Source organism: Apibacter sp. B3546 (genome assembly GCF_009827885.1).
Classification (GTDB): domain Bacteria; phylum Bacteroidota; class Bacteroidia; order Flavobacteriales; family Weeksellaceae; genus Apibacter.
This window is the reverse complement of record NZ_WINW01000037.1, coordinates 92,979-106,421: the sequence shown is the minus strand read 5'-3', so window position 1 is coordinate 106,421 and position 13,443 is coordinate 92,979. Positions and strand designations below refer to the sequence as shown.

General features: G+C 30.4%; 10 protein-coding genes. 9 read left to right on the top strand and 1 reads right to left on the bottom strand.

Annotation, left to right across the window (positions count from 1 at the left end):
• Positions 1-166: 166 nt before the first annotated feature.
• The 9 genes from GFU93_RS09050 to GFU93_RS09010 all read left to right on the top strand — a co-directional run bounded on the left by GFU93_RS09050 (position 167) and on the right by GFU93_RS09010 (position 12,118).
• Positions 167-1,396, top strand: coding sequence for a regulatory iron-sulfur-containing complex subunit RicT (locus GFU93_RS09050; RefSeq protein WP_160568882.1), 1,230 nt, complete (start codon positions 167-169; stop codon positions 1,394-1,396).
• Positions 1,397-1,415: 19 nt separating this feature from the next.
• Positions 1,416-1,868, top strand: a complete 453-nt coding sequence (locus GFU93_RS09045) for a gliding motility lipoprotein GldH (RefSeq protein WP_160568880.1) — start codon at positions 1,416-1,418, stop codon at positions 1,866-1,868.
• A gap of 21 nt (positions 1,869-1,889) precedes the next feature.
• A complete protein-coding gene (locus tag GFU93_RS09040) occupies positions 1,890-4,295 on the top strand; it encodes a penicillin-binding protein 1A (protein ID WP_160568878.1) in 2,406 nt (801 codons plus the stop codon).
• A 225-nt stretch (positions 4,296-4,520) separates the two neighbouring features.
• A complete protein-coding gene (locus GFU93_RS09035) occupies positions 4,521-5,198 on the top strand; it encodes a LysE family translocator (protein WP_105296795.1) in 678 nt (225 codons plus the stop codon).
• Between the two features lie 83 nt (positions 5,199-5,281).
• Complete coding sequence (locus GFU93_RS09030) at positions 5,282-7,726, top strand: TonB-dependent receptor domain-containing protein (RefSeq protein WP_160568876.1); 2,445 nt, start codon at positions 5,282-5,284, stop codon at positions 7,724-7,726.
• A gap of 366 nt (positions 7,727-8,092) precedes the next feature.
• The gene (locus GFU93_RS09025; RefSeq protein WP_160568874.1) at positions 8,093-8,662 is read left to right on the top strand and encodes a Crp/Fnr family transcriptional regulator; all 570 of its coding nucleotides are present in this window, start codon (positions 8,093-8,095) and stop codon (positions 8,660-8,662) included.
• Between the two features lie 86 nt (positions 8,663-8,748).
• A complete protein-coding gene (locus tag GFU93_RS09020; protein WP_160568872.1) occupies positions 8,749-9,084 on the top strand; it encodes a cupin domain-containing protein in 336 nt (111 codons plus the stop codon).
• Positions 9,085-9,484: 400 nt separating this feature from the next.
• A complete protein-coding gene (locus GFU93_RS09015; RefSeq protein ID WP_160568870.1) occupies positions 9,485-11,329 on the top strand; it encodes a M1 family metallopeptidase in 1,845 nt (614 codons plus the stop codon).
• A 9-nt stretch (positions 11,330-11,338) separates the two neighbouring features.
• Complete coding sequence (locus GFU93_RS09010; protein WP_105296798.1) at positions 11,339-12,118, top strand: type III pantothenate kinase; 780 nt, start codon at positions 11,339-11,341, stop codon at positions 12,116-12,118.
• 184 nt (positions 12,119-12,302) lie between these two features.
• On the opposite strand, the gene GFU93_RS09005 is transcribed toward GFU93_RS09010, so the two are convergent.
• The gene (locus tag GFU93_RS09005; protein ID WP_160568868.1) at positions 12,303-13,169 is read right to left on the bottom strand and encodes a hypothetical protein; all 867 of its coding nucleotides are present in this window, start codon (positions 13,167-13,169) and stop codon (positions 12,303-12,305) included.
• Positions 13,170-13,443: the final 274 nt, after the last annotated feature.

Here is a 13,443-nt window from a genome sequence, read left to right as displayed (position 1 = left end):
TATTTTTAAATAATTCTGTAAATTTTCTTCAAAAGTAAGCCTTTTATATTAAATAATGGAATATAACGACTAGATACCTTTCTCAAGAAAGGTAATTGTAAAAAATATTTTTAAGACTTATAACTTTAAAAATATCTATCTTTGTGAATTAGATTAATATCAAAATATGGAAACATGCAGTTCTTGTAGTTCGGGAGAACTACCTAAAGGATGTAAAAATAATGGAGCTTGTGGAACTGGAAATTGCAACAGTAAACTTTCTGTATTCAATTGGTTATCCGACATACACCCCCCTACTCAAAAAAATCAACCCCAATATATTGAAGTACGATTTAAAGACGATAGAAAAGATTTTTATCTAAATGATTCCCATTTACCCCTATCAATTGGCGACATAGTTGCTGTGGAAGCTAATTCAGGACATGATGTAGGGATTGTATCTTTAACCGGAGAATTAGTCAAAATCCAAATGAGGAAAAAAAAGGCTAAAATTGATGAACTGTTTAAAGTTTATAGGAAAGCATCTCAAAAAGATATTGAAATTTGGCAAAACTATAAAAACAAAGAGCACTCGGTTATGCTTGATGCGAGACAAATTGCCAGGAGTTTGGGACTTCAAATGAAAATTTGTGATGTAGAATTCCAAGGGGATGGGTCAAAAGTTACGTTATATTATACGGCAGAAGGCAGAGTAGATTTTAGACAGTTGATAAAGGAATATGCTATGTCCTTTCGCTCAAAAATTGATATGCGGCAAATTGGTTACAGGCAGGAAAGTGCCAAAGTGGGAGGAATTGGATCCTGTGGGCGAGAGTTATGTTGCTCTACTTGGCTGACAGATTTCAGATCAGTTAATACTGCGGCGGCAAGATATCAACAATTATCCATCAATCCGCAAAAATTAGCCGGACAATGTGGTAAATTGAAATGTTGTCTTAATTTTGAGTTAGATACCTATGTGGATGCCTTAGCTGATTTTCCTTCCAGCCAAACAGTATTAGAAACTGAAAAGGGTAAAGCATATTGCATTAAAGTGGATGTATTTAGAAATCAAATGTGGTTTACATATACTGATAATTCTATTTCTTGGTATCCTGTAAATATTTATGAGGTTAAAAAATTAGTTGAACTTAATAAAAAAGGTGTAACTATTAAACCATTAGATGAACTTCAGGAAAAAGAAGATTTAAAAGTTGATTTAATTGAAGAAAATAATTTGAATCGATTTGAAAAAAAATCGAAATCAAATACTAAACGGAAATCCAAAAATAAAAATCAACAGCGAACCAATTCAAAAAATACAACTGAAAAGCCTAAACCAAAAGCTAAAACTAATACTAACATTCAATCAAATTCTAATCAACCAAAAAAAAGAACTCCTAAAAAACCTAAGTAATTTTTTAGAACAATTTTAAATGAAAAAATTTCTTTTTATATCTCTTTGCTCAATGTTTCTTTTCATAAATTGTAATCATAAGTATGAATACTCACAAATGAAAAGCATCAATAATTCTTGGAGTAAAAAAGATACTTTAAATTTTAATTTTACCGTTAAAAATGCTTCCTACAAAAAAAATATAAATTTTATAGTAAGGAATAATGAGGATTATCAGTTTAGTAATCTCTATTTATTTATTAAATTAAAAGAAGGAAAAAAAGTTATTAGTACCGATACCTTAAATTATATATTAGCTGATAAAACAGGAAAGTGGCTTGGTTCGGGCATGGGATCCATTAAAGAAATTTATTTTCAATATAAAAAAGATTTCTCATTTACTAAAAACGGGGACTATACACTTTCCGTTGTTCAAGGAATGAGGAAAGACACTTTAAAAGGCATTGTAGACTTTGGAGTAACTATTGAATAAACTTACCATAGAATATATATTATGGCATTAACAAATAAAAATAAGAATAAGACCAATACTATAAATAAAATAAATAAATCTAATACCACTAAAAAATTTATAAGAAAATTTTTTATATGGTTTTGGGGATTATTTTTTGCCGGAATTTTATCATTTGCTTTGCTTTTTTTATTAACAATTTATGGCTTTTTTGGAGAAATGCCCAATGTTAGAGATTTGGAAAATCCGGATATATTTGTTGCCTCTGAAATTATATCTGCAGATGGTGTTGTAATTCAAAAGTTTGAAAAAGAAAAAAGAATCCCGGTAGAATATCAAGATTTACCTCCCTACCTTATTTATGCTTTAATGTCTAAAGAAGACGAACGTTTTCCTTACCATTCAGGGGTTGATAAAAAAGCTTTATTCAGGGCTGTTTTTTATGGTGGAAAAAGAGGGGGGGGTAGTACTATTACCCAACAGTTAGCTAAACTTCTTTTTACGCAAAAAGATGATGACGAGGGTAACTTTTCTTACAAAGGGGTATCGCAAAATAAATTTCAACGAGCTTTCCAAAAAATAAAAGAAATTATAATCGCGGTTCAACTTGAAAAATTATATACTAAAGATGAAATCTTAACTCTTTATTTAAATAAATTCGATTTTTTATTTAATGCTAATGGTATTGCAACCGCATCCAAGGTATATTTTAATAAAAATGTTAAAGATTTGGATCTATCACAAAGTGCCACATTGGTAGCTATGTTAGAAAATCCGGTGGTAAACAATCCTAAAATTAATCCTGAAAATGCTAAAAAAAGAAGAAATGTTGTCTTAGGCTTGATGAAGGACCAAGGTTACATTACTGAAGCAGAATTCAATTCGATTAAAGAAACTCCTATTGAGCTTAACTACAGACCGGTAAAAGAAATTGGCGAAGGATATTCCGCTTATTTTAAACATGCGTTAAAAAAGGAAGTAAATGCCGTTTTAAATGATTATGAAAACCAAACAGGAAAAAAATATAATCTTTATAAAGACGGACTAAAAATATATGTAACTCTAGATTCTAGAATGCAAAAATATGCTGAAGAAGCAATTGAAAAGCATTTAAAAAATCTACAAAAATCTTTTTTCAGAGAGCAAAAACAAAGGAAATATGCTCCTTTTTACACTTATCCGGGAGATCCCAAAATTGATTTTTTATACAATAAACTCATGACAGATGCCATGAAAAGAACCGGAAGGTATAAAAACCTGAAAAATAAGGGATTATCTGATGAGGAAATTGTTGCGGAATTCAAAAAACCAATCAACTTACAAATCTTCACATGGAAAGGCGATAAAGATACTTTACTATCTCCTTGGGATTCTATAAGATATCATAAACATATTATTCAAGCCGGACTAATGGCAATGGAGCCTCATTCGGGAAATATAAAGGCATGGGTTGGAGGAATCAATTGGAAACATTTTCAATACGATCATGTTAAACAAGCACGTAGACAGGTAGGTTCTACATTCAAACCTTTTGTATATGCCACAGCCATTAAAAACCTTAATTACACCCCTTGTACACAAGTTTCAAATGCAACTTATACCAAAGGTAAATGGACAGTTGCCGGAAACGGCGCTTCTATGCCTTTAAAAACAGCTCTTGCCTATTCCAAAAATGCGGTAACAGCAAGGTTAATTGATGCTACCGGATATGATGCAGTTATAAAAATGGCCAGAGATTTAGGAGTTGAAAGTCCTATTCCCAGAAACAATACTATTGCCTTAGGATCTGCAGACTTAACCATTTATGAAATGGTTGGAGCCTATAGCACTTTTGCAAATTTTGGAAATTACACTAAACCTGAGATGGTTTGGCGTATTGAAGACAGCAATAATAAAGTAATCAAAGAATATCAACCACAGGTAAGAGAAGTTATGAATGAAATATACGCTTACACTATGATTGAATTAATGAAAGGGGTAATTGATCAAGGTACAGGTCGAAGAGTCAGGAGTATGGGCATTGATGCTGAAATTGCAGGTAAAACAGGAACGACCAATAAAAATGCCGACGGATGGTTTATAGGAATTGCTCCTAAATTAGCTACCGGCATATGGGTTGGATGGGAAGACAGATATGCGCATTTTGAATCAACTTCCATTGGTCAAGGAGCAAGTATGGCTTTACCTATTTGGGCCTATTTTATGCAAAAAATATATGCTGATCCTAAATTGGAAATAACCCAAAAAGATAAATTTGCCAGACCGGAAACTATGAATGATAATTTTAGTTGTGATGATTTAGCTTCATACGGTGCTTACGACGGAAGTTATTCTTCAGATGAGGATGGAGGGTATTATAATTCATCGAACGAAAACCATGGTTCTAACAAAACGGAAAATATAAATCGAGATACCAGAAAAAAAGATACGGTAAATTTTGATAAATAAATAATAAATAAGTTAATTCACTCTTTATTTTACATTAAAAATAAGCAGATAAACTTTATTATTATAAAGAGCATTTTTTTTATTTTTTTTGTATTTGAGATAAAAATTAAGGATTACACTCAAATAAACATGATAAACTATCCATAAAATAATCTCATCTAACTAATATCTGTCACATTATGTTAACACAAAATTACGTACCTTGCAAATTATTATAATAATTTAATGATTTCTCTAATCACATCTGCAATTTTACTTGGGCTAATTCTCAGTCTTGTTTTAATAGGTCCCGTATTTTTTCTTCTGATTGAAACCAGTCTTACTAAAGGTATAAAACCTTCCATAGCTCTTGAAGCCGGTGTAATCTCTGCAGATATACTTTGTATATATGTTTCGCATACAGGTAGTAAAGGTTTACTAAAGTTTATAGACACTCATCCATCAGTTTACATGATTGCCGGTTTTGTAATTTTTATTTACGGATTATACAATATTCTTTCAAAAGGTAATTTGCATATTAAAACAGATGCTAATATTGCGACTACCAATTATTTTAAAACCTATATGAATGGTTTTTTACTTAATTTGGTTAATATTGGTGTTATCGTATTTTGGCTGACAACAGTTGTATTAATATCCGCACAATATTCAAAACCTTCCGATTTTTATTTATACATAACCATTTTATTAATTACTATGGTGTCTGTTGATATGTTAAAAATATTTTTAGCTTCCAAGTTTAAGCATCAGCTGACCGATCAACTTGCCTATAAAATAAAAAAAATTGTAGGTATTGCCCTTATCGTATTTGGTATTATTATCTTTGGTAAAAGCTTTATTAAAACTAAAACAGAAAATCCTTTTGAATTAATCGAAAATAATAACTTCCGAAAGAAAAAGTAACACTAAAAAATAACTCTTCTTATTTACTTTACGATGTAACCTTTCAGTTTTAGCTTTGTCTATACTGAAAATAAAATTAATAAATGACTTCAAGTAAATCCATACTATCAACATTTTGTTTAGTACTATATACCTTTATATTTTCACAAAACATTGTTATAACAGGAACCATAATTACAGATAATAACCGTCCCGTACCCTACAGCAGCATTACACTAACCAATTTAGAAGATACTTCTAAAGTATTTGGAGGATTGGCTGACGAAAAAGGTAAATTTTCAGTTAAAGTAACACCGGGAGAATATGAATTGGTGATAGATCAGGCGGGATTTGATTCATATGTCGATCAAAAATCGCTTCTTCAATCCACTTCCTTAGGAAATATAAAGATTGAACAAACGGCTAAAGAATTGGAGGGAATTGTTGTAGAAGGTAAAAAGCCATTATATAAAGTTGAGTTGGATAAAAAAATATATGACGTTTCTCAAGATTTAACAGCCAAGTCCGGTACTCTTTCAGATGTTATGCAAAATGTTCCATCGGTGAATGTGGATGTAGATGGAACGGTTAGTTTACGAGGTAATGACAATGTTAAAATTTTAGTTGACGGTAAACCTTCTGCCATGTTAGGAATTAATGATACTGCCGAAGCTTTAAAATCCATACCGGCTGATATGGTTGAAAAAATCGAAGTAGTTACCAATGCTTCTGCTCGTTATGAATCTTCAGGAACTGCCGGTATTATAAATATAATTACCAAAAAAAATAGAAAAAAAGGTGTTACAGGAAGTATTCAAATGTCCGGAGGATCTCCACAATCGTACGGTACATCCATTAATTTAGGATACGGCAAAAAAAAATGGAATTGGTTTACCAATATCGGTTTTAGGTATGGTAAAAATAAAGGTAAAGAGAAAAAAAATTACATCGGTTATGATATGAACCACCTTATGGATGAAAATTCCCTACAAGATTCTAAAAGGAATAGAGAAAGAACTTCCCTAAATGCAAGTACGGGATTTAATTTTACTTTTGACGAACATAACTCATTATCTACATCTATAGGGTATAATTATAATACCAGCAATTATTTAAGTACCACCCACTATAATACCACATTATATCCCTCACTTATACAAAGCCTTACAGAAAGAAAAGAACGAGAAAACAGAAATAATTACGGAATCGACGGAAGCCTAAATTTTACGCATAATTTTTTTAAAAAAGGAAATGTATTAACCGTTGACGGATTCTACTCCTATAATCTAAAAGATTCCGATTCTAAAATCTTTGACCGAATTCCCGGTTTAAATACCAATGATAATACGCAAACCAAAATAATGTTGAAATCTGATTATGTATTGCCTTTTAAAGAAGGTTCTCAATTAGAAGCCGGAATGAGAGCTGATTATTCTAAAATTAAATCAGATTTTTCTTTAAATGAATTTAAAAATAATTCGTGGGTAGTGAATCCTGACCAAACAGACAATACGGTTTATCAAGAAAACATTTTATCTTCTTATTTACAATATGGAAATAAATGGGGGGGATTTTCATTTTTAGCAGGATTAAGAGAAGAAACGTCAATTATCAAGGTTGTTTCTCGTCAAGCTAATTCAACCATTACTAAAAATTATACGGACTTATTCCCTACTCTGCACCTAAATTATGATCTAACGGAAAAAAGCCAATTGCAAATCAGTTACAGCCGAAGGATATTTCGCCCGGACAGCAGAATGCTTATCCCCTATAAAAACATTTCTGATGACAGGAATACTCGTCAAGGAAATCCGGACTTAGACCCTTCCTATATCAATTCTTTTGAATTGGGATACAACCTTCAACAAAGTAATTGGGGAATTACTCCTTCTTTGTATTATCAACGAACTCAAGATCCTTTACAATTCATAACTACATCAGACCCTCTCGGAAATTTAAATACCATGCCTACCAATTTAGGACATGAAAATAGATACGGTGGAGAATTGTCTTATTCAGTAAATCCTTATAAATGGTGGAAAATTTTTGGAGATGTAAATTTATTTCAATACGAAAGCTATGGGAATTATTCGTATGAAAAAATTAATACTATAACCGGAAGTACCACCTTTGTTACCGAGAATTTAGATAAAAAAGGGTTTACATGGAGAACTCGTATGAGTATGACAGTAAAACTCCCGGAAAATTTTAATTTTCAATTACAAGGAAATTACATGGCACCTTTTAAAAATGGACAAAATAAAAGTAAAGAAATGTACGGAATGGATTTAGGAATCAGCAAAGATATATTAAAAGGTCAAGGGACATTTCTTTTCAATATTCAGGATGTTTTTGATTCTAAAAAAAGGAAATTTAAAACATACGGAGATGATTTTTACAGATACTCGGAAATGCAATGGCGTCCAAGACAATTTACCCTATCTTTTACTTATAGATTCAATAATAGTAATGATAAAAGGAGTAATAATAAAAAGAATCGCCAACAAAATACTGATACTAATTCCGATTTTGACGATATAAACATGTAAGCCTTATTTTTTAAGTATTAACATCACAAAAATCGCATGGGTGATTTCATAACTGTATAAAAACTATTAATATAGCCCATAAACTTTTATAATTCATTATATATTATTTCTGTAATGGTTATTTATAAACAAAAAAGTTCTGAACTTTTAATTACTATATGAAATAGCCGATACTTATGTTATATAAATCTGTTTCCTACTTATAAATTCATTATAAAAACGATGTAAAGTTGCAATATCACTTAAACACTATATTTTAATATCTAATCTGTACAATGGAATATCTGAAGTTCGAAAGTTAGTTAATAAATTCCTTTTGCACAAAATTATTTATTACTTAGGTATATTTACATAAAAATACAACATATGTTTTTAAAGGATTTAATTTGTATTAAATTAGAATTAGCAACTCAATATTATACCAGATTATCGGAATTGCTGGAAGTAAAAACATTGTTTAAAAAAGATTTTCTTATAGAAGAAGGACAGATTTGTTCTATTATTGGTTTTGTGAAAACCGGAGTTCTAAGATCTTATTTAGATAAAGATGGAAAAGAATTTAATATTGACTTCTATTTTCCAGAATCAATAGTAACTTCATACAGAAGTTTCTTAACAAGACAACCAAGCATTGGCAGTATACAAGCATTGGAAAATTCAACTATTTTATGTCTTTCTCAAACTAATTATGATTTGCTTCTCAATGAATCAAAAGCATGGTTTAAAGTTGCAAAATACATTTCAGATACTTTATTCGTTAAAAAATGCCAAAAAGATATTTCTCTTTTAATGAATACTGCTTATGAAAGATATAAATTATTGCTACAAACATATCCAAATGTGGAACAATTGATACCACAATATCATATTGCTTCTTATATAGGAATTGAACCCGAATCATTAAGCCGTTTGAAATCTCTTAACATAAGTCAATGAAAAAATAATTATATACAACTACCTTTGGATCAAATTAATTTAATAAACACATAATTAGTTAGTGTTTTTTATTTAAATATATAATCATGTTAAAAAGTAATGTTACAAGAAAAGATCTAAAGACTGTTGTATTAAAGAACCAAACCGTTTCAAGAATTGAAATGAAGGAAGTCATCATCCCTCCAAAAGGAAAAGCAGATTATCACCTTCATCTCTGTCCGGTTATCGGTCATGTATTATCCGGAACCTTGTTATTCCAAATTGAAGGACATGAACCGGAAATCATTAAATCCGGAAATGTGTTTTACGAACCTAAAAATCAACCTATTAAACATTTTGACAATGCTTCTGATTCAGAAAATCTTATTTTTTTAGCATATTATTTACTGGAAGATAATGAAGATCTAATAACTATATTATAAAAATAGTAGACAATGTTTAATAAACATGTATAAATTATCATAAATACAAGAAAAAAAACACATAAAAATCACTTCTTTCCTATCATGATAATTATTAAGTTTTAAAATTCAACATTTGGAAAAATTATTATTCTCTAATTAGTTGCATTAAAACAATACTTTATATTTTCCTCAAATTATATGATTTGGGGATTTTTAAATATTTATACTATATCTTGTTATTTTATCGTTACTAGTAACATTCCTTTTAAGGATATAATTTTCTTACTATAAAACATTTCATTAACTTAAATATCTGCACAAATGATAAGATATTCCAGCAAAAGTTAAAAAATTATTGAAATGTAATTTATTACTTATTTAATAAAATTAATCTTTAAATTGCGTTAAATCAATTTTAATGAAAAAAATATTTTTTATTTGTTTCCTAACCTTAGGATTACTATCTAATTCACAAATAAATAAATACTATCAACAACAGGCAGATTATAAAATGAATATTGATGTTGATGTTAAAAATTACCAATATAAGGGTCATCAACAAATTACTTATACAAACAATTCCGAAGACACACTTTCTGTTTTTTATTTCCATTTATATTGGAATGCATTTCAACCAAATTCAATGATGGATCAGAAATTACAGGAACTAAATAAGACTGCTGACAAACGAATGATTACCGGTGAAGGGAAATCACGAATCTCATCGTTGAAATCTAATGAAATAGGGTATCAAAAAATTAAATCCTTAAAACAAGAAGGTATACCGGTTACGTTTACTGTTGAAGAAACTATTTTAAAAGTTCAATTGGCAAAACCTATATTACCCCATACCACCACTCATTTTGAAATGGAATGGACCTCACAGATTCCTCCTGTTATTCGAAGAGCCGGAAGAAATAATTCCGAAGGCATTGATTTAACCATGACCCAATGGTACCCGAAAGTAGTAGAATACGATTATGAAGGATGGCATACCTTTGATTATATCGCAAGAGAATTTCAAGGAGTTTTTGGAAATTATGATGTAACGATAGCAATTGATAAAAATTATATTATTGGAGCCGGTGGAGTTCTCCAAAACCCCAAAGACGTTAAAGGATATCTTGCAGATGCTCAACCGGTTGTTAAAAAAAATAAAACATTCTGGCATTTTAAAGCAGAAAATATTCATGATTTTGCCTGGGCTGCCGATCCTGATTATACAGTTGATTCAATCTCCATAAAAAACGGACCTTTGGTTTATTTGATTTATCAGAAGTCTAAGCAAACCAATTATTGGGAAGAATCTAAGCCTTATATCAAGGAATACTTTTCTCTTATGAAAGAAAACTTTGGCGCCTATCCCTATCCAACCTATTCTTTTATTCAAGGAGGAGACGGTGGCATGGAATATGGGATGTGTACTATGATCATGGGAAATGCAAAATCTTTGGAAGGACTTGCCGATTTGATGTTTCATGAAGCCTCTCATTCTTGGTTTCAGCATATACTTGCTTCCAATGAAAGTATGAGAGCTTGGATGGATGAAGGGTTTACTTCGTATGCAGAACATTTAATGATGGCTAAAATATTTCCTGACCATGTAAAAAATTATCCAAACCCTCATTATAATAGTGTTGAATTTTACACAGAATTTATAAAATCTAGACAGGAAGAAGTAATGGGTATTTTTTCCGATCATTTTTTAACTAATAATGGCTATAGTGTTGCTGCCTATATTAAAGGCGAGTTGTTTTTAGTGCAATTAGAATATATTGTTGGTAGACAAACTTTTTTCAAAATAATGAAAAATTACTTTGAAACATGGAAATTTAAACATCCTACCGACAGGGATTTTATACATATTGCTCAAAAAATATCAGGCATGGATTTAAAATGGTATTGGAACTATATGACTTATACCACACGGACTATTGATTATGCTATTAAAAGCGTAGAAAAAGAAGGAAAAACCACTAAGGTAACACTTGAAAATCTGGGTAATTTTCCGATGCCGATAGATGTTAATGTAACATATTCAGATGGTTCTAAACAAATATATAATATTCCTTTAAATATGATGCATAATTATAAGAAACAAGAATCTGATGTTAATCAGAAAAATCTACCTTATTGGAAATGGACACAAAAGGAATATGAATTTAGTCTGAATGTATCACCTGAAAAAATTAAATCTATTGAAATTGACGCGACCTATCGAATGGCAGACATCAATAGAGAAAACAATATTTATCCTAAATAAAATATACATATGCTTTTAGTAGTAAACATCGGAAATAGCAATATACGTTTTGGAATATTTCAAGAAGAAGAGTGTATTAATTCATGGGTAATGAATACTAAACCTTATAAGAGTGAAGATGAGCTATTTTCTCAATTTAAAATGACCTATCAAAACTATGGGATTAATCCTAATGATATCACCGAAATAGCAGTAGGCTCCGTTGTTCCCCATTTAACATATCCTGTAAGAAAATCGCTAACCCGTCTTCATAATATAAAAACAGTTCAGGTAACCAGAAATACCCCTACAGAGCTAACGTCCAGTACCCCGCAAATGGGTACCGATCTTTATGCCAATGCATATTATGCCTATAAAAAATATAAGGGGACAAAAATTATCGTAGATTTCGGGACTGCATTAACTTTAACTTGTGTCGACAAAACCGGAGATATAAAAGGGGTAATTATTGCTGCTGGTGTCATTACTTCTTTAAATTCTCTAATTGGAGCAACTGCACAACTTTCAGATATTGAAATGCGCACTCCTAAAAGCGTACTTGGTAAAACCACGGAAGAATCTATGCAAAGTGGAATGGTGTTTGGTTTTTTAAGTATGGTTGAAGGATTAATTGATCGGATTAATAAAGAATTAGGGGAAGACACTTTTGTAATAGCTACCGGAGGACTCGGCCATCTATTTGCTCCCTTAACAACTAAAATTCATATTTATGATCGTTTCCATACCATAAAAGGCTTACGGGAACTATACTTAAAACAAACCTTAGAAAATGAAAATTCTAAATTTTAGTTACCCATTTTGTATGTATAATTATAGATAATAATGCATACCTTTTTCTATTTTAAACTTTGTGATATATCATAAATCTAAAAATACACACAATACATAAAATAGTTGTAGTATCTTTTATAAAAATATTTACATAAATAAAATTAGAAGTTATCCCCTTTTTTACAACTACTATTTTTATTAATTAATTGATTCTTAAAATATCAATAATTTTAACTCCAAGATTATTTGGTAATATAGGTAAAGCTGTATCGGCTCGAAACATAATCTTATATCCTTGATTAATTGAATTTGAATCGGAAAGTGTAGGAAAAGCTATTTGAAATTTTACACTACTGCCGACATTAGTTCCTGCGGGAACAATAATTGCATCTGAATAAACCGTTTCTCCGGTAGCATTGGATACAATTGAGACATAAAATATACCATTAGTAATCGGTTGTCTGTTTAAAATTTGATATTCAAAATTAATGCGGAAAAAATTGGCTTGATCAGCCAGTTTGTTTTCAAAAAGTAGTGTTCCTGAATCACCATTTTTAGGACTGAGAATATCTAACGGCGAACTTGATGGTGAGGGCCAAGTACCATTTACAAATTGAGGATTTACTGCGACTGAATTATTTTGAAGTAATAATCCGTACGATTGAGTTCCTGAAAGAGGAACATACCCCGATTGATTAATGCTTATTTTTACACCTACTAAATTTTTACCATCTGAAGGCGAAATACTATTGTTGTTATTACTGGAATAAAGGCGTTGCCATTCATGTCCATTAAACATATAAACTCCGGCTTCTCTAGTATAAACTTGGTTATTAATTGTTTCTGTAAATCCATCCGGATCATAAATAATTAAACCGTTTGCAGGTTTTTTAATTGTAACGGTATCTTTTATAGAAGTAATATTTACTCGAGGAGGTAAAAAACCTTTATTAGAAGATTTTATGTCTAAAATGGAAGAGCTGTCCGGAGTTTCTGTACCTATACCTACTTGTCCAAAAAGAATAATTGCATGCACAACGAAAGCGAAAATTGATAAAATTTTCTTCATAAAATTAAATTTAAAAATGTTATTTTGGGTAAAAATTGAGAACTTTAAATCTTCTCAGACAGATAATTTAGATGTAGAGGCATTTAAATAATTTACAAATATCATGCCCATATAGTGCTATGTATGAATTATTTACAATTGATCAACTATACAATTTGAAGTAAAAAACGTTTCGTTGTAGAGGATATATGCAATCCCGCTGATCTTTATTCGATGATGGTATATTTTTTCTAAAAGATATAACTATGAAGTTATGTAAAAACTAATTATTATT